General features: G+C 43.6%; 16 protein-coding genes. 14 read left to right on the top strand and 2 right to left on the bottom strand.

What is annotated here, in order from left to right:
- Positions 1 to 22: 22 nt before the first annotated feature.
- Positions 23 to 970: a hypothetical protein gene (locus tag RCH20_RS03615; protein ID WP_327192754.1), complete on the top strand. Its 948-nt coding sequence runs from the start codon at positions 23 to 25 to the stop codon at positions 968 to 970.
- Between the two features lie 131 nt (positions 971 to 1,101).
- Here RCH20_RS03615 and gltA read toward each other — a convergent pair whose 3' ends face one another.
- Positions 1,102 to 2,382, bottom strand: coding sequence for a citrate synthase (gene gltA, locus RCH20_RS03610; RefSeq protein WP_327192623.1), 1,281 nt, complete (start codon positions 2,380 to 2,382; stop codon positions 1,102 to 1,104).
- A gap of 1,072 nt (positions 2,383 to 3,454) precedes the next feature.
- On the opposite strand from gltA, the gene sdhC reads away from it, so the two are divergent.
- From sdhC to RCH20_RS03545, 13 genes are all read left to right on the top strand, one after another.
- Positions 3,455 to 3,841, top strand: a complete 387-nt coding sequence (gene sdhC, locus RCH20_RS03605; RefSeq protein ID WP_209955879.1) for a succinate dehydrogenase, cytochrome b556 subunit — start codon at positions 3,455 to 3,457, stop codon at positions 3,839 to 3,841.
- 20 nt (positions 3,842 to 3,861) lie between these two features.
- The gene (gene sdhD / locus RCH20_RS03600) at positions 3,862 to 4,248 is read left to right on the top strand and encodes a succinate dehydrogenase, hydrophobic membrane anchor protein (protein ID WP_327192753.1); all 387 of its coding nucleotides are present in this window, start codon (positions 3,862 to 3,864) and stop codon (positions 4,246 to 4,248) included.
- A gap of 396 nt (positions 4,249 to 4,644) precedes the next feature.
- A complete protein-coding gene (sdhA, locus tag RCH20_RS03595; protein ID WP_209955874.1) occupies positions 4,645 to 6,495 on the top strand; it encodes a succinate dehydrogenase flavoprotein subunit in 1,851 nt (616 codons plus the stop codon).
- Between the two features lie 197 nt (positions 6,496 to 6,692).
- A complete protein-coding gene (locus RCH20_RS03590; RefSeq protein ID WP_209955872.1) occupies positions 6,693 to 7,403 on the top strand; it encodes a succinate dehydrogenase iron-sulfur subunit in 711 nt (236 codons plus the stop codon).
- 1,255 nt (positions 7,404 to 8,658) lie between these two features.
- Positions 8,659 to 11,526, top strand: a complete 2,868-nt coding sequence (locus tag RCH20_RS03585; RefSeq protein ID WP_209955870.1) for a 2-oxoglutarate dehydrogenase E1 component — start codon at positions 8,659 to 8,661, stop codon at positions 11,524 to 11,526.
- A 131-nt stretch (positions 11,527 to 11,657) separates the two neighbouring features.
- Entirely contained in the window at positions 11,658 to 12,929 is a 1,272-nt protein-coding gene (gene odhB / locus RCH20_RS03580) for a 2-oxoglutarate dehydrogenase complex dihydrolipoyllysine-residue succinyltransferase (RefSeq protein WP_209955867.1), read from the top strand.
- Positions 12,930 to 13,227: 298 nt separating this feature from the next.
- Positions 13,228 to 14,676, top strand: a complete 1,449-nt coding sequence (lpdA, locus tag RCH20_RS03575; RefSeq protein ID WP_209955866.1) for a dihydrolipoyl dehydrogenase — start codon at positions 13,228 to 13,230, stop codon at positions 14,674 to 14,676.
- Positions 14,677 to 14,811: 135 nt separating this feature from the next.
- Positions 14,812 to 15,978 carry an ADP-forming succinate--CoA ligase subunit beta gene (sucC, locus tag RCH20_RS03570; RefSeq protein WP_209955864.1) on the top strand — a complete coding sequence of 389 codons (1,167 nt, stop codon included), beginning with the start codon at positions 14,812 to 14,814 and terminating at the stop codon, positions 15,976 to 15,978.
- A gap of 137 nt (positions 15,979 to 16,115) precedes the next feature.
- Positions 16,116 to 16,991, top strand: coding sequence for a succinate--CoA ligase subunit alpha (sucD, locus tag RCH20_RS03565; RefSeq protein ID WP_209955862.1), 876 nt, complete (start codon positions 16,116 to 16,118; stop codon positions 16,989 to 16,991).
- Positions 16,992 to 17,125: 134 nt separating this feature from the next.
- Complete coding sequence (gene galE / locus RCH20_RS03560; RefSeq protein ID WP_327192622.1) at positions 17,126 to 18,163, top strand: UDP-glucose 4-epimerase GalE; 1,038 nt, start codon at positions 17,126 to 17,128, stop codon at positions 18,161 to 18,163.
- A 130-nt stretch (positions 18,164 to 18,293) separates the two neighbouring features.
- Positions 18,294 to 19,208, top strand: coding sequence for a UTP--glucose-1-phosphate uridylyltransferase (locus tag RCH20_RS03555; RefSeq protein ID WP_327192621.1), 915 nt, complete (start codon positions 18,294 to 18,296; stop codon positions 19,206 to 19,208).
- Entirely contained in the window at positions 19,201 to 20,922 is a 1,722-nt protein-coding gene (gene pgi / locus RCH20_RS03550; RefSeq protein ID WP_327192620.1) for a glucose-6-phosphate isomerase, read from the top strand. The genes RCH20_RS03555 and pgi overlap by 8 nt, the downstream gene beginning before the upstream one ends.
- Positions 20,923 to 20,991: 69 nt before the next feature.
- Entirely contained in the window at positions 20,992 to 22,401 is a 1,410-nt protein-coding gene (locus tag RCH20_RS03545) for a UDP-glucose/GDP-mannose dehydrogenase family protein (protein ID WP_327192618.1), read from the top strand.
- A gap of 282 nt (positions 22,402 to 22,683) precedes the next feature.
- On the opposite strand, the gene RCH20_RS03540 is transcribed toward RCH20_RS03545, so the two are convergent.
- Complete coding sequence (locus RCH20_RS03540; protein ID WP_327192617.1) at positions 22,684 to 24,246, bottom strand: phosphomannomutase CpsG; 1,563 nt, start codon at positions 24,244 to 24,246, stop codon at positions 22,684 to 22,686.
- Positions 24,247 to 24,331: the final 85 nt, after the last annotated feature.

Raw genomic sequence — 24,331 nt, 5'->3', positions numbered from 1 at the left:
TTAAAACAGGAACTGTGCCGTGATGTTTAAATTTCTAACACCGAAGCTCGATGCTGATCTCTACAACATAACGATAAGCCATAACAGCCCTGCTGCGCGTCTACGTCAGACGTCCAACTTACTAGCGGCAACTTTAATAGGGACAGTATTGTTAACGGGTTGCCAGCAGAAATCTGAATCTGTGCCAGATAGCAAGGACAGTCAGACTATCGAACAAACGACCGCTGAAGACAATAAACCTAGCGTGCAAAGTGACTCGGCCGCTGCGCGCGTAGAGCAATTTCAGCCGATATATGTGGCTCAAGCACAAAGTTTACAGCGACGCTTGCAAGCAGAATATGAGTCGCTACAAGCTGCTGATGCGCCAGACAGTGACAACTCTTTATTATTGAACAGTGCTACTGACACTTCTGATGATGCTTCTAGTAGTGACAATAAAAGGGCTATTAATAACAACCCTGCAGCCAGTCCTACTGTCAATACTGATAATGCGACCGCCGATGCGGCAGAAATTGATCCTGAGATTAATACCAGCACTGAAGTTGGCGAACGCGATTTAACAGTACTAAAGCGCATTAGCCTTGAGCCCCGTAAACCTATCATACTGAACGAAGAACAAATTATCGAACGCTATCAGCTGGCAATGGAAGCGCTTTATCAGCCTGTGGCGACGCCATTTACTGACCAAGACGTCGATACTCTTCTTAATATAGCCACTTTAGTACCGCAGCTGTTCGAGCATGCGGAAATTGCTGGCAGAGTCAGTGCCAAAAGCCCAGCACTAGCTCGGTTGATTATTCAGCATCAAGTTTGGGAGCAAATAGAAGCGCAGCAGGTTAAGGATATGCAACAAATGAAGGTGGACCAACAACAAGAGTTTGAAAGCCTCATGACTAAGTTCAACGACACCATCAAAGACTATGATGAGCAAATCGCTAAATATGAGCAAACTCTAAAAGAGTTTCAGTAGTCTATTATAAAAGATAGCGATCATCATTCAATAGGAGCTAAGCTTGCAGTATGACCCAAACCTGCATAAAAAATCCCGCACAGTGGCGGGATTTTTTATTGAATCAATGGTCAAGTTTTAGCATAGCGGACCTATTTGCGGTCTTCGATTTTGACAAATTCGCGATGGGTTTCGCCGGTGTACAACTGACGAGGACGACCAATTTTGAACGGTGCACTGTGCATTTCTAACCAATGGCTGATCCAACCTGAGGTACGAGCCAATGAGAAAATTACCGTAAACATTGAGGTTGGGATACCAATGGCTTTTAAGATAATGCCAGAGTAAAAGTCAACGTTTGGATACAGGTTACGCTCGATGAAGAAGGGGTCTTCTAAAGCGATTCTTTCCAGTTCCATAGCAAGTTCAAGCTTAGGATCGTTGATACCTAATGCTTTTAGAACTTCATCACAAGTTTCTTTCAAAACTTGTGCGCGTGGATCAAAGTTTTTATAGACCCGATGGCCAAAGCCCATCAGCTTCACTTCACGGCTTTTTACTTTTTCCATAAATGCAGGAACGTTTTCAACCGTACCAATTTCATCAAGCATTTCAAGCACTGCTTCGTTGGCGCCGCCATGTGAGGGACCCCAAAGGGCTGCGATACCAGCAGCGATACAAGCATAAGGGTTCGCACCAGTAGAACCTGCCAAACGTACAGTAGACGTTGAGGCATTTTGTTCATGATCGGCATGCAAGGTAAAGATTTTGTCGAGTGCTTTGGCAATTATTGGGTTTACTTTATAATTAACATCAGCAGGCGTGGCAAACATCATATAGACGAAGTTTTCAGCATAGTTGAAGTCATTACGTGGATACATGAACGGTTCGCCCTGTGAGTATTTATAACTCATCGCAGCAAGCGTTGGCATTTTAGCAATCAGGCGAATGGCGGTGATTTCGCGATGCAGCTCTTCACTAACATCTAAGCCTTCGTGATAGAACGCAGACAAAGCACCGACCACACCGACCATAATAGCCATTGGATGTGCATCACGGCGGAAGCCTTCAAAGAATTTACGCAGTTGGTCATGAACCCCTGAGTGTTTGCGGACTTTTTCATAAAAGTCTTTCTTTTGCTCAGCGTTAGGCAGTTCGCCATGAACGAGCGCATAGGCCACTTCTAAATATTCAGCGCTATTTGCTAATTGATCGATAGGGTAGCCGCGATATAATAACTCGCCTTTACCACCATCAATGTAGGTAATCTTCGACTCAACAGGCGCAGTGACTTTAAAACCAGGGTCATAAGACCAGTAGCCGGCTTCTTGTAAAGCGGCTACGTCGATAACTGGGCGTCCTAAAGTACCTTTAGTTATAGGAAGTTGATATTCTTCACCATCTACGGTTAGTGTGGCTTTATTGTCAGCCATAAGTTCCTCTCCATTGGTTTTAGCTTGTTAGAATAAAAATGCTATCGACGCATACCCTCGCGTCATTACTAGTCAAACTGTCAAACATGAGCTCAACTAATTCAATATTCCGGCTATACTAGCAGTAATTAGAGAGGTTTTGAAAAGACTTTTAGTAGCAATGTCCCTGATTCACGTGGTTTCAGGGCATTTATCTATTGTAATTTTTGTATCAAAATATGTCTGCTTGGTTATTCAGGGTAAAAATAGCCTTTTTGCAAGAATAGAAGAAAGCCGCTTATCCTGATAAGATTTAAATCTTTTTATTAATGCAGCACCGTTTTTATTTTTATTTATTCGATTAGCAACTGACAGTACATGAGTAGTAGATGAATCAAATTAGATTTAGGAGTGAGTCACATTGAGAATATAATATTGCTGATTCTTAATGTTTTGTTAAAGCTTTTCCTATATCCACTATTTAGGGGATAAATTTGTAATTGTCGGCCAGTCATTTTATAATGATAGGAATTTAACTGGCACTGGCTTGTGTGAAACGATAAGTGGTCATAATATTTCAGCAATTAGAGTATGATATGTTCATATTTTGTTACGATTGAAGCGCTATTTTATAGACTGGACCTAAGCTTATGGCTTGAATATTTTTATTATCTGTTCTATGTTTAGACAGTTGATAGTGAAGCTTACCTTAATAGAGATGACTCAGTAGCGTTATCTTTTTTTCGTTAAGGGACTTTATCAACGATACAGTGCTTAATCTAACAATAGAGTCGCCAATCGATCTCATTGGTTTAAGCAAGGACAGTTCTCAATACTGTTCATTGTTAATACTGTCAAACAGCTATCGAATTAGTAACTTGTTATATGGATAAGTCTATTTGGTTAATTTTACATATTAAATAGTCTATCAATACCTTGTATGACCGACATGACCCGTTATTCAGATTTGGCGCAAACTGGAAGAAGTCAGCTAGCTCTTCCTTACTTTATTAGTCTCATGTGTTGCTCGATGCTGAGCGTAAATTAGTATTACTAGGCATTTCAGCAGTCACAGGAGTATAACCGCAAAAGGATGCCCGCTGTGAAAAGCAACCGACCTATAAATCTGCCTCTGAGCCAAGTGATTAGCGTTAACAGCTCACCGATCGCGATAGCCTCAATTTTGCATCGCATATCTGGCATTATGCTATTTTTACTTATTCCTGTCATGCTTTGGATACTACAAACCTCTTTGGCGTCGCCTGAGAGCTTTGAGACCGTGTTCGATAACATCTTTATCCGCTTTGTAGCGTGGGTATTCGTCGCCTTCATTGCTTATCACTTTGTGATGGGTGTCAAGCATTTAGTTGCTGATTATGGCAGTAATGAAGAGCTGAAATCTGCACGTACGGTGACCATAGTCAGCTTCGTGATTGCAGCGATCCTAATTGTCGCGTCATTTATATGGGTGATGTTCTAATGAGTAGAAATAATTCAGGAATAAAAAGCGCTACCGGTCTCACAGGGTCAGGCTCACGTGACTGGATTGTCCAGCGTATTAGTGCTGTGGTCTTAGCGGTCTATAGTGTGGTACTACTGGCTTTTTTCTTAATCCACGGTAATGTGACCTTTATCGAATGGTCAAGCTTTATGACCAGTTTGCCAATGCGCTTGCTCAGCTTGGTGACTATTATTGCGCTCGCTGGACATGCCTGGGTCGGTATGTGGACGGTATTTACCGATTACATTACGACTAGCAAAATAGGTCCCAAAGCCGCCGGCCTACGTTTGGTGTTACAAGCATTTATGATTATCGCTATTTTAGTTTTTCTAATTTGGGGCATTATGATTTTTTGGGGTAACGGCTTTGGTGCCGTCGCTGTTTAACGTCTAAACCTTATGAGTCATTAGCTACAGCTAATAATTTATTATCTATAACTGATAGCTCATAAATAATAACGAACTGCTCAGTCAGATTTATCGACTGTTGATGTGTTTAAAAGCAGTTTGTTGATAGCCATATAAGGTTCATGAGTTTATGTTGTGCTGGCTTTTTCACACAGTAACGAGCTACGCCCTATATAACGATGAATATGCAAATTTTAGTAAGTGGTTGAGGGTTGTTTGAGTCACTCATACAATAACTGGACATGCAAAATAGCTAGTAATTTGGCCTGAGCAAAATAAACCCGGCAATGTAGGGTCGTTAATTTAGACCCAGTGGCTCATTAGACAATTTTTGTATTTACTTCGCAAGCATCAACAGGCATTAGGAAAATCGTAATGGCAACAAGACAAGATAATACCATCAGTAACATCAAGACCCTCAACTACGACGCGATTATCGTTGGCGGTGGTGGGTCAGGTATGCGTGCCTCACTACATCTAGCCGAAGCGGGTATGAATGTTGCGGTACTTACCAAAGTATTCCCAACTCGTTCACACACTGTTGCCGCTCAGGGTGGCATTGGTGCCAGCCTTGGCAACATGAGTAATGACAACTGGCATTTTCACTTTTATGACACCGTCAAAGGGTCAGATTGGCTAGGCGATCAAGACGCTATTGAATACATGTGCCGCGAAGCACCAAAAGTGGTGTACGAGCTTGAGCACATGGGCATGCCATTTGACCGTAATGAAGATGGTACGATTTATCAGCGTCCGTTTGGTGGTCACACTTCAAACTACGGTGAAAAAGCCGTTCAACGCGCTTGTGCTGCTGCTGACCGTACGGGTCATGCAATGCTACATACGCTATATCAAAAAAACCTTGAACGAGGTACGCAGTTTTTCATCGAGTGGATTGCGCTTGACTTAATCAAAGACGAAGCCGGCAACATTAATGGCGTTATCGCTTTTGAGCAAGAAACTGGTACGGTCGCGGTATTCCAAGCACCGATTACTGTCTTAGCAACCGGTGGTGCAGGCCGTATCTTTGCCGCATCCACTAATGCTTATATCAATACTGGTGACGGTATTGGTATGGCGGTGCGTGCTGGTGTACCGCTACAGGATATGGAGTTCTGGCAGTTCCACCCAACGGGTGTGGCAGGCGCTGGTGTACTATTGACTGAAGGTTGCCGCGGTGAAGGGGCTATCTTACGTAATAAAGATGGCGAAGCCTTTATGGAGCGTTATGCGCCTACTGTAAAAGACTTGGCACCACGCGATTTAGTGTCACGTTCTATGGACCAAGAAATCAAAGAAGGCCGTGGTTGTGGCCCTAACGCTGATTATATCGTTATGGATATGACTCACTTAGGGGTTGAAACGATTATGAAGCGCTTGCCATCGGTATTTGAGATTGGTAAAAACTTTGCAAACGTTGACATCACTAAAGAGCCTATTCCAGTTATCCCAACCATTCACTATATGATGGGCGGTATTCCTACCACCATTCATGGTCAAGTGATCACGCCTGATCTAGAAGCAGGTACTGATGAAGACGGTATATATAACGAAGGTACTGTGGTCAAAGGTCTGTATGCGATCGGTGAATGTGCCTGTGTTAGTGTCCATGGTGCTAATCGTTTAGGGACTAATTCATTGCTTGATCTATTGGTCTTTGGTCGCGCTGCTGGCAAACATATCGTTGATGAATATCATCATGCTGATCATACTTACAAACCGCTTGATCCACAGGTGCTCGACTTTACGGTCAATCGTTTAGACAAGTTGCAACAGTCTACTGAAGGCTACAATGCGCAAGATGTGGCTGATGAGATTCGCGAAATCATGCAAAAGCATGCGAGCGTATTCCGCACCCAAGCTATGATGGATGAAGGGGTTGCAAGAATTATAGCGCTAGGCGACAAGATTGATCAAATTCATCTTACTGATAAGTCACAAGTATTTAATACTGCACGTATTGAGGCTTTTGAAGTGGCCAACCTTTACGAGGTGGCGAAAGCGACTATGGTATCGGCAGCCCATCGTCATGAAAGTCGTGGCGCGCACAGTGTAGCGGACTATGATCGTCCAGAAGATGATGATTATGCACCAAACGGTCGTAACGATCACGACTGGATGAAGCACACCTTGTGGTATTCTGAAGGTAACAAAATTGTCTATAAGCCGGTACGCAAAATTCCATTAACCGTAGATTATATTGAGCCCAAAGTCCGCGTCTACTAATCAGTTTTATGGTTAGTAAACAATCGCGTATTTTAGGTGTACAAATAGCTTAAACGTTTTATCCCTTATTAATTTATTAAAAAGGTGACTGCCAGCGACAAACCCATGCCAGCGCTAGTATAAACCAGAGTGATTTTAGCGCTGTTATGATGCCTCTTTTGTCAGCCCGCCATCACCTATGTGTGGAGTTTAGCATTATGAGCCGAGGTACTCGCACCATCGAAATCTATCGCTACGATCCTGATCAGGACGCAGCGCCGCGTATGCAAACTTATACGGTTGAGCTACTTGAGTCAGACCGTATGTTACTTGACGTTTTATTGCGCCTAAAAAAGCAAGACGAAACCATCACTTTCCGTCGCTCATGCCGCGAAGGTATTTGCGGGTCTGATGGGATGAATATTAATGGTAAAAATGGCTTGGCATGTCTAATCAACATGAACACCTTGCCTGAAAAAGTGACCATTCGTCCGTTACCAGGCTTGCCAGTCGTTCGTGATTTGGTTGTCGACATGAACCAGTTCTATGAGCAATATGAAAAAGTGCATCCTTACTTAATCAATGATCAACCAGCACCACCAACTGAGCGCTTGCAGTCTCCTGAGGAGCGCGACAAGTTAAATGGTCTGTACGAGTGTATTTTATGTGCGTGCTGTTCGACCAGCTGCCCATCATTCTGGTGGAACCCTGATAAGTTCTTAGGGCCAGCTGCACTGCTCGCCGCAAATCGCTTTGTGGTCGACAGTCGTGACAACGATGTCCAAGCTCGTTTGTCACGTTTGGATGATCCGTTTAGTCTATTCCGTTGCCGCGGTATTATGAACTGTGTGTCTGTTTGTCCAAAAGGTCTAAATCCGACCAAGGCAATTGGTAATCTACGTAGTATGTTGCTTGATGAAGCAGGTTAAGCCAGCTGATCATTGACAGAATGTAATAAAAAACACCGCCCAATCATTGGGCGGTGTTTTTTATTTATTATCGTTAAAACAGAAATAGGGTGGAGACAAGCATTGGTTACTTTTTTACTATTATTTAACAAAGCTATAACGACTCATTATCTCAAGGTAAAACTATAGTAGAGATACGTTAGTAGTGAGCAACAAGGGCCATATTAAGGAGCAGCTAGCTATATAGTTAAAATACCTTAAAAACGCTACGGTACTGCTGGTATAAAATTTTTGCAGCCTCTGTCTGTGTAGGCACAGCAAGAAAAACTTATGCCAGCAGTAGGTTATGTATCGATATTACTTTCCATTGACTTTAGTTGAGCTTAAACGAAAATAATTGAGCGTAAACGAAATAAAAAGAGGCGAAAGCTAAAGTAACGTCTATAAATGGCAATGGGCTCAACTGATATCATAATGTGATAACACAACATATTGAGACTATAGCTGAGTCCCTGCATTGCTCTTACTGTATAGCAACTTATAGTTTCACAAAACAATACCAATATCTATGACTTGAGATAAAAATAGGCCTGTAAAAATGCTATCATAGCAGCGGTAACTTTATCACCGTTCAATTATTATTTAACATTATCTTTATTATGACTTATTTACCATTCACTACTACTAGTCAGTAGATAAAAAATGAAGCTTGCTATAGATATTTATTACATAAATACCTAGTATTGAACAAACAAACTATGGCAGCTAATTTATGCATGCTACCCTAGACAGCAATTTATATTCAGCACAAAAAATAACAGATATTGGCCACAGAAAAATATCTTTGACTGGCCTGTAACACTACCGCTTATTAAAAATTTTTTACTAGACGGTGTCGTTATCAATATATTAGTTATGGTCGAATTGAGTATATATAAGTTAATGTTGTGAAACGAGGCTGTTAATAAGACTGGACGTTCACAAATAATTATCAGTGCGACATTGCTATTGTAATAACTGCTTAACGTCACTACCTATTGTTTAACTCGACGATAATCATAACGAAGTAAGTTATGAGAAAAAGTGAGCTTCATATTATGACTTATAGTAACTGTCTAATAGCAACTATCTACAACATCAACGATCAGCAATAGCATTCCTAGACGATAGTATCTAATAGTATAATCCAACCAACCTGTCCAAGCGCCTAGCATAGGACGGATTACACAAAAATAAGCTCGATTCCATTCATTTATCTATCAAATAGACGATCATTATGAATAGTATAACTAAAGAAGCAGCTGGCGTAGCCCATACTGAGCTTGCCGCTGATAACGCCCATTATATTGAATCTCTCTATGAACAATTCTTAAGCGACCCCAATAGCGTCGATACGGATTGGCAAGATTACTTTAAACAGTATCAAGCCCCTAATGACGTTAAACATAACGCGATTAAAGAACAGTTTTTACTGCTTGCCCGTAATCAAACGGCTAACAAAGGTAGCGCTGAGGCCAACACTACAGCAACTACCAGTTCAACCAATGCTTTCAATCCTAAGCAAATGGGTGTACAGCAGCTTATTTCTGCTTACCGTCGTCGTGGCCATCGTCGCGCTAAGCTTGATCCTCTAGAGCTGCACCCACGGCCCGAGGTTGAAGATTTAAGCCTTGCTTATCACGGTCTATCAGACACCGACCTTGACACTATATATCCCACTAGTGATTTAAATATTGGTAAGACTGAAGCACCGCTGCGTGAGATTATCGAAATCATGGAGCGTGTTTACTGCCGTTATATTGGCATAGAATATATGCACGTCACCTCCAGCACTGAAAAACGCTGGATGGAAAAATATCTTGAAACTAATTTAGGTTATATTAAGTTTGATCAAGAAAAACGCTTATCCATTCTTGAGCGCTTAACGGCTGCCGAAGGTCTAGAGAAATATTTAGCCCGTAAATATACGGGTGTAAAGCGCTTTGGTTTAGAAGGTGGTGAAAGCTTTATCCCTGCGCTTAATGAAATCATCCAACGTGCGGGTAGCTATGGCACTAAAGAGATGGTCATTGGTATGGCTCACCGTGGACGCTTAAACTTATTGGTTAACGTGTTGGGCAAAAATCCAGCCGATTTGTTTGACGAATTTGATGGTAAAGTCCAGCCAGAAAAAGGCTCAGGCGATGTAAAGTATCATAACGGTTACTCATCTAACGTCATGACCCCAGGTGGTGAGGCCCATTTAGCATTAGCCTTTAACCCCTCGCACCTTGAGATCGTATCACCTGTACTAGAAGGTTCGGTACGCGCCCGCCAAGTTCGTCGTAATGACACCGATGGTAATTTAGTATTGCCAATCGTGGTTCATGGTGATGCTGCATTTTCCGCCCAAGGGGTGGTACAAGAAACTTTCCAGATGTCGCAAACCCGTGCTTATACCACAGGCGGTACGCTACATATTGTGATTAACAACCAAGTAGGCTTTACCACCAGCCGCTTAGAAGACGCACGCTCAACTGAGTACTGCACTGACATCGCAAAAATGGTACATGCGCCTATTTTGCATGTCAACGGTGATGATCCTGAGTCAGTAGTATTCGCGGCGCAATTAGCATTAGATTATCGCCATGAGTTTGGCAAAGACATTATCATTGATTTATTTTGTTATCGCCGTAACGGTCATAACGAGGCGGATGAACCATCAGCGACTCAGCCTCTAATGTATGCAGTGATTAAAAAGCTACCGACTACTCGTGCCATATACGCCAAAAAGCTTATTGAAGAGGGCGTTATTAGTAGTGAAGAAGAAACCAAGTATGAGGACAATTACCGCGAGTCACTTGATCGTGGCGAGTATGTGGTTAACTCCTTAGTGCTTGAGCCCAATACTGAACTGTTCATTGATTGGGCGCCTTATTTGGGCCACGATTTAGTGGATGATTGGGATACCAGTGTCGATATTGAAATCCTAAAAGGCTATGGTCGTCGCATGGCAGAAATGCCAGAGGGCTACACGCTACAGCGTCAAGTACAAAAAGTTGTTGATCAGCGCTTGGCTATGCAAACTGGCGAAGAGCCTTTAAATTGGGGTGCCGCTGAGACTCTAGCCTATGCAACACTGGTAGATCATGATGACGTATTGGTCCGTATTACTGGTGAAGATGTGGGCCGCGGTACTTTCGCTCATCGCCATAGCGAGCTATACAATATCAATGACGGTAGCATGTACGTACCGCTCGCTCATATGAGCAATACTCAGGCGCGTTTTGCCATTTATAACTCATTGCTATCAGAAGAAGCTGTTCTGGCCTTTGAATATGGTTATGCGACCACAGTTCCGAATTCATTAATCGTTTGGGAGGCACAGTTTGGCGACTTTGTTAACGGCGCACAAGTGGTCATTGACCAGTTTATCGCTAGTGGTGAAACCAAATGGCAACGTGTTTGTGGTTTAACTATGCTATTACCGCACGGCTTTGAAGGTCAAGGCCCTGAGCATTCTTCAGCCCGTCTTGAACGCTTCTTACAGCTGTGTGCTGAAGACAATATGCAAGTCATTACCCCGACGACGCCGGCGCAAATATATCATGCGCTTCGTCGTCAAGCGGTACGTCCAATTCGTAAGCCATTGATTGTCATGTCACCGAAGAGTTTGCTGCGTCATAAGCTGGCGACCTCTCAGTTAGAAGAGTTGGCTAACGGTAAGTTTGAGACTATATTACCAGAAATAGATCAGCAAGATGCCGACAAGATCACACGCTTAGTATTGTGTGGTGGTAAGGTTTATTATGACTTACTTGAGCAGCGCCGTGCCTTAGGTCTTGACCATGTTGCTATCGTTCGTATTGAGCAGTTATATCCATTGCCAGAGACGCGCCTAGTCGCTGAGATTGAAAAATACAGCAACTTAGCTGAGATTGTCTGGACGCAAGAAGAGCCGTTGAATCAAGGTGCCTGGTATTACTTGGCTCCTGATATGTACCGTATTGTGGTGCCGCATCCAACCAAAGCCAGAGTATTAGAGCCAGTCGCACGTCCAGCTAGTGCTGCACCTGCAACGGGTTCTGCAAAACTACACCTTCAGCAGCAACAAGCATTAATCGCTGGTGGTCTTGGCGTTAGTGTCGATGAGTTGGCTAAATAGTTTATCTGAACCAAAGTTACCAATATAAGATATAGCAATCAGGCGGTGACAGTCAGCCCTTTATTACTTAAGCTGACTGCCTATCACGACTCAATAATAAATAGTAATATCTAAATCTAAGGAGTATATCGATGGCTGAAATAAAAGCCCCCGTTTTTCCAGAATCGGTTGCCGATGGCACGATCGTTGAATGGCATGTCACTGAAGGCCAACAAGTTAACCGTGATGACTTATTAGCAGAAATCGAAACTGATAAAGTAGTACTAGAAGTGGTTGCACCTGATAATGGGGTAGTCACTAAGATTGTCAAGCACGTTGATGACACCGTTTTGTCTGATGAGCTCATTGCAGAATTCGAAGCTGGTGCGAGCGCGGGTGCTGCTGAGACTAGCAGTGAACCTGCGGTAGATCCAGACCAACCTGCAGCTCCTGTGCAAGCAAAACAAGCAGCTGATGGCGGCGAGCCGGTACAGGCCACTGACAACAAAAGCACTGATACAAAAGACAGTGTTGAAGCGGATCATAAAGATCAAAGCCCAGCGGTACGCAAAGCAGCCAAAGAGTCTGGTGTCGACCCTAAAGATGTCGAAGGTAGTGGCCGTGGTGGTCGCGTTACCAAGACTGATATGACCAGTCCAACATTGAAAGCGGATAATAGCATCACTTCTGACAGTGGTCGTCCTGTTGCTGAATCAACTGGCGAACGCACTGAAAAACGTGTGCCTATGACTCGTCTGCGTAAGCGCGTGGCTGAGCGTTTGTTATCAGCCTCACAAGATACGGCGATGTTGACCACGTTCAACGAAGTCAACATGAAGCCCTTGATGGATCTTCGTGCCCAGTATAAAGACCGTTTTGAGAAGCGTCATGGTGTCCGTCTAGGTTTCATGTCCTTGTTCATACGTGCCGCAACTGAAGCATTGAAACGTTTCCCAGCGGTTAACGCCTCATTAGATGGCGACGATATCGTTTATCATGGTTACTATGATATTGGTGTGGCCGTATCATCAGATCGTGGCTTAGTAGTACCGGTATTGCGTGATACTGATCAAATGAGCATGGCGGATGTCGAAAGTAAGATCCGTGAGCTTGGCGGTCTGGCGCAAAAAGGCAAACTGGGTCTAGAAGACATGACTGGTGGTACCTTTACTATCTCAAACGGTGGTGTATTCGGTTCACTCATGTCTACGCCTATCTTGAATCCACCGCAGACCGCTATCTTAGGTATGCACGCTATCAATGACCGTCCAATGGCTGTCAATGGTAAGGTTGAAATTCTACCTATGATGTATCTGGCATTATCTTATGATCATCGTATGATTGATGGTAAAGAAGCGGTACAGTTCTTAGTCACCATCAAGGATCTAGTCGAAGATCCAGCATTGCTGTTACTAGACTTATAAGCTTGCAAGCTTGTATTGGCAACTGCTAATACAAGCTTTTTATCTCTATTATCTTGGTTATCCTAGTTATTTAGAACTTAGTCATCTAGATGTTAGTCATTTAGATCTTAGCTATTCTTCACATCTCATCACCGTGTAAGTAATACTTTAAGTAAATCTGGTAATCATTCATTATTATCAATCAATGATAAACGCATATAGCCTACTGAAGTAGCGTATTGACTATACGGTTGGCATGCGGCTTGTTTAAATGATCTGAACACTACATTAAACTATAAATAAATCGTGGAAACATATTATGAAAGACAATTATGATTTAGTCGTTATTGGCGGCGGTCCCGGTGGTTACGTCGCTGCTATTCGTGCAGCTCAACTAGGTATGAGCGTGGCTTGTATTGAAAAACGTATTTATAAGGGTGAGCCTGCTCTTGGCGGCACTTGCCTAAACGTGGGTTGTATCCCATCAAAAGCCTTACTTGATTCCTCGCATCGTTATGAAGCAACCAAGCATGACCTTGATGAGCATGGTATCAGTACTGGCGACGTTGCTATTGATATCGAAAAAATGATCTCGCGCAAAGAAGGTATCGTTAAGCAATTGACCGGCGGTATTGAAGGTTTATTCAAAGGTAATGGTATTGACTGGCTACAAGGTTGGGGCACGTTACTCGACGGTAAAGGTAGCGATAAAAAAGTCAAATTTGTCGCTGACGATGATGCTGAGTCTACTATTACTGCCAAAAATGTTATTCTTGCCTCAGGTTCTATCCCTATCGACATTCCTGTTGCCAAAACTGATAATGATCGTATCGTGGATTCAACTGGTGCGCTTGATTTCACCGAAGTACCTAAACGTTTAGGCGTAATCGGTGCAGGTATTATTGGTCTTGAGCTTGGTTCGGTATGGCGTCGTTTGGGTAGTGAAGTTATTGTTTATGAAGCCTTACCTAAACTCTTAGCGGCTATTGATAAAGACATGGCCAAAGAAGCGGGTAAACTGTTCAAAAAACAAGGCCTCGATATCCGGGTTGATACTAAAGTCACCAATGCCGAAGTGCAAGGTGATGAAGTGGTCGTTACTACCGAGCATAAAGGCGAGTCTTCAGAACAGCGCTTTGATAAGCTCATCGTTTGTGTTGGTCGCCGTGCTTATGCTGAAAAATTACTGGGCGATGATAGCGGTATCAAACTAACTGAACGTGGTCTAATTGATGTTGATGACCAGTGCAAAACCAACCTTGACGGTGTTTATGCGATCGGTGATTTAGTCCGTGGCCCTATGCTTGCCCATAAAGCATCAGAAGAAGGCATCATGGTCGCCGAGCGCATGCATGGCGAAAAAGCGCAAGTTAACTACGATACTATTATCAACGTTATCTATACCCATCCAGAAATTGCTTGGGTTGGCCTATCTGAGCAAGAAGCTGAAGAAGCAGGTTATGAAGTTAAAATCGGCTCATTTAACCTATCTGCTAACGGTCGTGCTTTAGCACAAAGTGAAGCACAAGGTTCGGTCAAAGTTGTGGCTGATGTTAAAACAGATCGTTTGTTAGGTATGCATGTTATTTCTGCGGGTGCTGGCGATATTGTCCATCAAGGTATGATTGCGATGGAATTTGTCTCTAGTATTGAAGACTTACAGTTAATGACCTTTGCACATCCAACCATATCAGAAGCCGTCCATGAAGCTGCTTTATCGGCAGATGGCCGTGCTATTCACGCCATCCAACGTAAAAAGCGCAAATAACGCCTCTGCTACAACCTGATCTCAGTAACCGCTGTCATTATTAGGCTGTTGCTGAGATCGCAAGTGCGCCAGACGGATATTGCGACGCACTTGTTTTCACTTTTTATTAATTGTAAAAAATAAAGGATACAATCAATGAATTTACATGAGTATCAAGCCAAAGAGCTATTAAAAAGCTACGGATTGCCCATTCAAGAAGGCATCATTGCCTATAGTGGCGACGAAGCGGCCGCGGCTTTTGATAAAACCCCAACTGACATCGCAATTATTAAAGCGCAAGTACATGCGGGCGGCCGTGGTAAAGCGGGCGGTGTGCAATTGGTTAAGACTCGTGAAGAAGCTAAGAAAGTGACTGACGATTTGATCGGTACTAACTTAGTTACCTTCCAAACTGACGCTGATGGCCAACCGGTCAACTTCGTATTGGTTGCAGAAGATATGTACCCAGTACAAACTGAGCTATATCTTGGCGCCGTTGTTGATCGTGCTACCCGTCGAGTAACCTTTATGGCCTCAACTGAAGGCGGCGTTGATATTGAAGAAGTCGCTAATGAGACCCCAGAAAAAATATTCAAAGTCAACGTTGATCCATTAGTAGGCCTGATGCCTTATCAAGCGCGCGATGTGGCGTTTAAATTAGGTATGGAAGGCAAGCAAATCAATCAGTTCGTTAAAATAATGACGGGTGCTTATCAAGCATTCGTTGAAAACGACTTTGCTTTGTTAGAGATTAACCCATTAGCCATTCGTGAAAACGGTGAGATTGTTTGTGTTGATGGCAAAATCGGTATCGATTCAAATGCGCTATATCGTCTGCCTAAAATTGCAGCGCTACAAGACAAGTCACAAGAGAATGAGCGTGAGCTAAAAGCGGCTGAGTTTGATCTAAACTATGTTGCTCTAGAAGGTAACATCGGTTGTATGGTAAACGGTGCCGGTCTGGCAATGGCCACCATGGACATCATCAAACTGTATGGCGGCAAGCCTGCTAACTTCTTGGACGTTGGCGGCGGGGCAACTAAAGATCGCGTTGTTGAAGCATTCAAGATTATCCTTGAAGACAGCAGCGTTGAAGGTGTTTTAATTAACATCTTCGGTGGTATTGTACGTTGTGACATGATTGCAGAAGCTATTATCGCTGCTATTAAAGAAGTCGACGTAAAAGTACCGGTGGTTGTGCGCCTAGAAGGCAACAACGCTGAAAAAGGTATTCAGATCCTACAGGACTCTGGCTTGAACCTTATTTCAGCCCAAGGTTTATCAGACGCTGCACACAAAATTGTCGACGCTGTTAAAGCCTAAGCGCTTAAACACAGGAGTCAAGGCGTAATAGCAGTAGCTTAGTTGTTGATACTTATTGCTGGATATGATAGCTAGCTTGATAAGTAATTCAATAGCTAAGCGGCTATTACAAGACAACCGAATACAAGGATAAAATAATGAGTGTATTAATCGATAAAAATACCAAAGTATTGGTACAAGGTTTCACCGGTAAAAATGGTACGTTCCATTCTGAACAAGCCATCGAATATGGTACTAAAGTTGTCGGCGGCGTAACCCCAGGTAAAGGTGGTCAAACGCATCTAGGTCTACCCGTATTCAACACCATGAGCGAGGCGATGGAAGCGACTCAAGCTGACGCTTCTGTTATTTATGTGCCGGCTCCATTCGTACTCGATTCTATCGTTGAAGCGATTGATGCTGGTGTGAAATTGATCGTTGTGATCACTGAAGGCGTACCAACTATCGATATGCTAAAAGCCAAACGCTATCTTGAAGAAGCAGGCGATGTGCGTTTAGTAGGTCCTAACTGCCCAGGCGTTATCACCCCAGGCGAATGCAAAATCGGCATCATGCCTGGTCATATCCATATGCCAGGTAAAGTGGGCATCATCTCACGCTCTGGTACTTTGACTTATGAAGCGGTCGCTCAAACTACTAAACTTGGTTTTGGTCAGTCAACCTGTATCGGTATCGGTGGTGATCCTATCCCTGGTATGAACCAGATTGATGCGTTGAAACTGTTCCAAGATGATCCCCAAACGGAAGCTATCATCCTAATCGGTGAGATTGGTGGTACGGCTGAAGAAGAAGCGGCCGCTTATATCAAAGACCATGTCACTAAGCCAGTTGTTGGCTATATTGCTGGTGTTACCGCTCCTGAAGGCAAGCGTATGGGTCATGCCGGCGCTATTATCTCAGGTGGACAAGGGACAGCTGAAGAGAAATTCAAAGCTTTTGAAGATGCTGGCATCGCTTATACCCGTGACCCATCAAAACTTGGCGACAAGTTGAAAGAAGTCACAGGTTGGTAGTATGGGCTTCGGCCTCTTGGCCAGTCTATTATTTGAGCTATTAGCTAACTAGTAAAACCGTATTGAAAAACATCAAGGACACCCCTACAATGGGGTGTCTTTTTTTTGTTTTAAAAACTGCTCTGGATGTTGGTATGAAGAATAAAATATTAGTGACGGGCGGCGCCGGATATATTGGCTCTCATACTTGTATCGCTCTGCATCAAGCCGGTTATGAGGTTGTCATCTATGACAATCTGTCTAATAGTAGTTATGAAGCTGTCAATCGTGTCTCGCAGATTATTACTGCCCCTATCGAATTCGTCGAAGGTGATATTCGTGATGCTAAGCGACTTCGAGAAGTGTTTGACGCCCATTCGTTCTTTGGCGTGATTCATTTTGCTGGATTCAAGGCCGTTGGTGAATCTGTCGCTAAGCCTTTGATGTATTATAATAATAACGTTAGCGGTACTGTCAATCTGCTGGAAGTCATGGCGGAATATAAGGTCAACAACTTCATCTTTTCCTCATCCGCTACCGTATATGGCGATCCTGAAAGCTTGCCTATCGATGAGAATTCTCCGCGCTCTTGTACCAACCCTTATGGCCAAAGTAAGCTAGTCGTTGAATATATTTTAGAAGACCTAGTGGTATCAGATAGCGACTGGAGTCTAATTACCCTTAGATACTTTAATCCAGTCGGCGCGCATCCATCAGGACAAATCGGTGAAGACCCAAACGATATCCCTAATAACTTAATGCCTTATATCTCCCAAGTTGCAGTTGGCAAGTTAGCTAAGCTCAGTATTTTTGGTAATGATTATCCGACTGTGGATGGTACCGGAGTACGTGACTTTATTCATGTCACTGATCTGGCACAAGGTCACGTGGCTGCGCTCAATTATTTAGAAAAACAGGCATCAGCTGTCGGTTTTTTACCCATTAATCTCGGTACTGGCAAAGGCAGCTCAGTATTAGAGTTAGTTACTGCTTTTACCAAAGTATCTGGACAAAATATTCCCTATCAGTTTGCCGATCGCCGCGCCGGTGATATTGCCAGCTGCTATGCTAGTGCTGATAAGGCGCAATCATTATTAGGCTGGCAGGCAAAGCTGTCCATTGCTGATATGTGCCAAGACACTTGGCGTTGGCAAAGCATGAATCCGGATGGTTACAGCGTATCTAAAAAGTAAGAAGACGCTAGGAAATAACAACCCTGAAAGTCTAAAACGTCCCGAAAATACAAAAAATATCGCAGCATATTGACTTAATAATGATTCATTATTGAGATTTACTTTATCCTTTTAATGTAGCCTTACCACTATGAAAAAAATCACTCATGCTGTTATTCCGGTTGCCGGCTTTGGTACGCGTATGTTGCCATTGTCGAAAGCGATACCTAAAGAGCTATTACCACTAGGCAATCGTCCTGCTATTCATTATGTGGTCGAAGAGGCTATCGCTGCTGGTATTAAGCATATCGTGCTGGTCGGTCACGCCCAAAAAAGCGCCATCGAAAACTACTTCGATATCAATGCTGAGCTTGACACTCAGTTGCGTCATAAAGGTAAAGATGTGCTGGCTGATAGCTTAAACTGGCTACCAGAGGATGTGACGGTCTCTATGATACGTCAAGGTAAAGCGCTTGGTCTTGGCCATGCCGTGTTAGCAGCGCGTCCCATCATTGGTGATAATGATTTTACAGTACTACTGCCTGATGTGGTGCTGGACCCCTTCATTACCGACCTGTCCACTGACAACTTAGCTTTTATGATTGCAGCGTTCGTCAACGACGGTCATTCACAGATACTGGTGGATAAAGTGGCTGATAAAGAGGTGCATAAGTACGGTATTGCTAAACTTAGTGACAGCTTTGATGGTAATAATAACAGCGACGCTGCCACCGCTAGCCAGTCAAATAGGGCTGACGACATGTCTGCCAATGCTAGCTTTAAGGTGGCAGGCTTTGTTGAAAAGCCCAATCTAGCAGATGCACCATCACGGCTGGCGGTAGTCGGACGCTATGTATTTAGTAATGCAATCTTTGATTATTTGGCAAATACGACAGCCTCTGTGGGTGGCGAGATTCAGCTAACCGACGCTATTGATGCGCTGATTAGCCAGCATGGTGTTAACGTCACTACCATGCGTGGTAACAGCTATGATGCTGGTGATATGCGCTCTTATATGCAGGCGTTTATTTATTTTGCTGAACGTCAATTAGAAACTGATGAATAATATGCCGCAAGTTCAAGTACAAAATAGTGCCCGAGATTCCAAATACTGGTCACAATTACAGCAGTTGGCCGACCAGTCGCGGCCGTTAACAACGTTATTTAACCAAGATAAAGATCGTACCCAGCGTTTTAGTGCCCAATCTGGTGCGCTATACATGGACTATAGCAAGCAGTGCATTGATGATACGGTACTGGCAAGTTTATTGGATTTGGCCACTAGCTGTGATTTGCAAGGGCATATTAAAGCGCTATTGCAAGGTGCTATGGTCAATACTAGCGAAGAGCGCGCAGCACTTCATACCGCTCTGCGTTTACCAGCTACTGCAACGTTGCAAGTCGGTGAGCAAGATGTGGTGGCTGATGTACATTATAGTCTCGCGCAAGTTGAGCGTTTGTCTCAGCGCATCCGTAGCGGTTCATGGCGCGGATTTTCGGGTAAGGCGATTACTGATGTGGTCAATATTGGAGTGGGTGGTTCTGATTTAGGGCCGCTAATGGCGACCACTGCGCTCGATGAATGGGCAGATACTGACATCATAGTGCATTTTGTTTCTAATATGGATGGCAGCCAGCTTGATAATTTGCTCAAGCGCTTGAACGCTGAGACCACGCTGTTTATTATTTCCTCTAAGTCTTTTGGGACCGTCGATACCCTGTCTAATGCCAAGACTGCGCTGTCGTGGTTGCTGGCTACTGCAACGTTGCGGGCGGGTACCCAAGACAGTGTACTGCGCCGGCATTTTATTGGTATCTCAGCCAATAGCGCAAAAATGAGCGCTTGGGGGATTCACCCTGAGCATCAACTACAGCTTTGGGACTGGGTCGGTGGGCGTTTTTCTTTATGGTCAGCGATTGGCTTGGCTATTGCTATCCGCGTTGGCATGGTACAGTTTCGCGAGTTGCTAGCAGGCGCCCATAGTATGGATGTGCATTTTGCCACTGCCGATTTTGCTGATAACTTACCCGTACTGTTGGGCTTGCTGGCGGTTTGGAACAGCACCTTTTTACACATTCATGCTCACACAGTACTGCCTTATGATGGGCGCTTGGGCTATTTGCCCAGCTATTTAACCCAACTAGAGATGGAAAGTAATGGTAAGTCTGTTACTCACAGTGGCGAGCATATTGAATATGATACCTGTCCAATTTTATGGGGAGAGGTCGGCTCTAACGCTCAGCACGCCTTTTATCAGCTGCTGCATCAAGGCACTCAGCATGTCTCTTGCGACTTTATTGCTTGCGTTCGTCACTATAGTGATGAGTTGCAAAATGCCTCATTGCAACAACAACATAAGCTATCACTAGCTAATTGTTTGGCACAAAGTCGCGTATTGGCCTTTGGTAATGCCGCTATTGTTGATACTGACCCCACTGACCCCACTGACCCCACTGACCCAACTGACCCAACTGACCCCACTGACGTAGCTGCAGTTTGTGAGTCGGATAAATATAAGCACTATCGTGGTAATCAGCCTTCAACTACCTTATTAATCGATGAGTTGACCCCACATAGTTTGGGGGCGTTGGTTGCGCTATATGAACACAAGGTCTACGTGATGGCTAGTATTTGGGATATCAACCCGTTTGACCAATGGGGCGTTGAGATGGGTAAGCAAATGGCAGAAACGGTTTATCAAGCGTTACAACAGGATAGCGACAGCCATTTTGATACGTCCACTAATCAGCTGCTCGCTCATATCAGACGTTTGTCTTAAGTTTTTTTAAAAAGATAAATAGTAACCGTTTGTCCGCTAATTGGTGGGTTAAAAAATAAAGGTAGTCCTATGTCTTCTGATTCTATGCATAGCTTTAAATCGTCTAATACTAAAAACCACGCTTATGCTCCCAAAAAAACGGCAATTTGCGTTATTGTTGGGCATGGCATTGAAGCCATTACTAGTGCGGTGGTGCTGGCCAGCTTAGGTCAACAAGTGCATTTATATGCCGATAGTACGCTACTCGAGCAGCAATTGCAGCAGTACGGTTTTGAGCATCATTTGCAGGCGTTGTGGCAGCTTTATGACCAGCAGCAGCAAATTATCAGTCAGCCGTTACCCACCAGCGCTGACCAGCTTATTCAAATTTATGAGTCAGTCAGCAATAATGATAGCTTGCCAGCAACTGAAAACTCTAAAGATATTGAAAACCCTCAAGTTGCGTTGTATTGGTTGTTTTTAGACAGTATTAAAACGACATGGTCGGATGACAGTTGGGTAACAGCATTTAATCACAGTCATCAGCAGACGCGCCCCATTATTATGAGCGGCATTGAGCAACTTGGCGGTATTTCGGTATTGGCACAGCGCTTACAGCGGGCTTGGGTCTATTATGTGCCGTTTGTATTCTTGCAGGACGGCGAGACTTATAGCTCGATGCTCACACCCTCATTATGGTTGCTGGGTGAAAAGACCCCTGATAGCAGTCACCACTTAACGGTATTGCAACCGCTAATGCAGCATGCACATGCTTGCCATCATGCTGATATTGCCACGATAGAATTTGCGCGCAGTAGTATTATGGCGATGTTAGCGACGCGAGTGAGCTTCATGAATGAGATGTCGCGTCTTGCCGACAGTCAGCAGGTAGATATTCAGCAGGTCAGTCGAATTATGGGTCTCGATGAGCGAGTCGGTAGCAGCTACTTGCAAGCAGGGTGGGGCTTTGGGGGTAATACCTTACCAACTGAGCTTGACAAGCTACAGCAATCAGGACAGAAAAATAGTGTAGATATGCCATTATTACAGTCGGTTATGCACATCAATAAGGATCAAAAAGAGCTGATATTCCGTAAGTTTTGGCAGTATTTTGACGGCTTTATTGACAATAAAACAGTGATGATTTGGGGCGGCAGCTACAAATCAGGGTCAGGTCGCACGGCAGGATCTGCTATCCATCCATTGTTAGAGCTACTATGGTCTTATAATATCCGCACCCTAGTTTATAGTGATAAAGCGCAGACTGAGCTTGCTGCGAGTTATGATAATCAACCACTTTTACAATTGGTCACCAGTCCTTATCAGCAACTTGACATGGCGCAGGCCATTTTTATCATTACCTTGTTACCCCAACATCAACTTGATGTGGCACAGCTTAATCAACGAGCACTGCCTATATTTGACGCTCAAAATGCCTTAACACGGCCACAGATTGATGCCTTAGTAGGTGATTATATGGGTATTGGCCGTGCTAAATAGCCTATCAACTAATAATCTACTGCGTTAGATATAGTTAAAATACCTTAAAAACGCGACGGTACTGCTGGTATACGCTTTTTGCAGCCTCTGTCTGCGTAGGCACAGCAAGCAAGAAAAACGTATGCCAGCAGTAGGTTAGGTATCGATATTACTTTTCATTAACTATATAAGTATTTATTAGATGCAAGCCTCCAAAAGATCAAAAAGCGCCTGTTAATTTAGTGATTAACAGGCGTTCTTTTTGTGCTGTAACAAATATAATATAAGTGGTTGATATAAAGGCTAGGCAGGCACAGCGCCTTGATTTGCCAGCCACTGTTGAATATCGTGGGTTTTGGTGGCCAGCAAATTCTCATCACCGCGTGTTTCAATATTTAAGCGAATTAACGGCTCAGTGTTAGAGGCCCGTAGATTAAAACGCCAGTCATCAAAATCAAGGCTCAGCCCATCCAGTGTTGATTTGGTCGGATTTTCCATGCTGAATTTTTCTTCAATGTCTTTAATAATAGTTGGTGCATCGTGATCAGTCAGTCGAAAGTTCAACTCACCTGAACTTGGATAGGCTTTAATGTAACCAGTAACTAACTCCGATAAGGTCTTGCCGGTAATAGATAGCAGCTCAATGGTTAATAGCCAGGGAATCATACCGCTATCGCAATAGCAAAAGTCGCGAAAATAATGATGGGCTGACATTTCACCACCATATACAGCGCCTGACTCGCGCATGACCTGTTTAATAAACGAATGCCCTGATTTACTGATTACTGCTTTGCCATTATGAGTATCGACCACGGCTTCGGTGTTGTATATCACTCGTGGATCATAGACGATTGATTCGCCAGGGTACTTATTTAAAAATGCTTGGGCGAGCATGCCTACTACATAGCTGCCATCAATAAATGCGCCATTTTCATCGAATAAGAAGCAGCGATCAAAGTCGCCGTCAAAGGCAATACCAAGATCTGCTTTATGGTTGATGACCGCTTGCTGAGTAGCCGTTCTGTTGGCTAAAATCATTGGGTTAGGGATACCATTAGGGAAGCTACCATCGGGCTCGTGATGCAGCTTGATAACCTCAATTGGTGCACCTGCTTGCATTAGCTTGTCGACTAGTAAATCCACTACTGGTCCGGCACTACCATTTCCTGAATTGATAACTAGCTTTAGAGGCTGTAACTTATCAATAGCAACAAAGCTCATGACGTGGGCAATATAGGCGCTTTTATCGGTCAATAATTGCCGTTTGCCAGGTTGGTTATTTTCGCCTTGTTGATTAACAGTCGCAAATTGCCCAGATTCTGCCAGCTGCTGAATTTCTGCTAGGCCATCGTCGGCGCTGATCGGTTTTGAATGTTCTTTGACTAATTTGAGGCCATTATAGTTGATAGGGTTGTGACTGGCGGTGACTTCTATGCCGCCAAGCGCCTGATAATGACTGGTGGCAAAATAGACTTCTTCAGTGCCAGTCATTCCCAAATCAATGACATCGACACCCGCATCCATAATGCCAGCAATGGTGGCTTGTTTTAACTGCTCACTGGAATCACGAATATCACTGCCGATAACGATGGCTGGTTTTAAGCCTTGTAATTCATTACGGTCATTAACAGTAGCGTCATCAACACTATTAACGTCGTTGTTATCAATAGTGTCACAAGCTGCATTATAACGCTGAAATAAAATCTGGCCAAAGGCGCGACCGATACGATAAGCGATATGGTCATCAAGAGTCACCCCAAGCTCACCGCGAATATCATAAGCTTTAAATGAGTCAATATTGATAGGGGTAAAATCATTGTGAGAATTGATATAGCCAGAAATAGGAGCAGGGTCGGAGGTGGACATGAGTATAAAATTCCTTTCGCATAAATATTTGTATAATAACGAAATAAACAGCATCACCATAAGCTGATAAGTATTAAATGATACA

The organism is Psychrobacter sp. PL15, from assembly GCF_035984995.1.
In the GTDB taxonomy this organism is placed as follows: domain Bacteria; phylum Pseudomonadota; class Gammaproteobacteria; order Pseudomonadales; family Moraxellaceae; genus Psychrobacter.
This window is presented reverse-complemented; position numbering and strand designations above follow the sequence as displayed.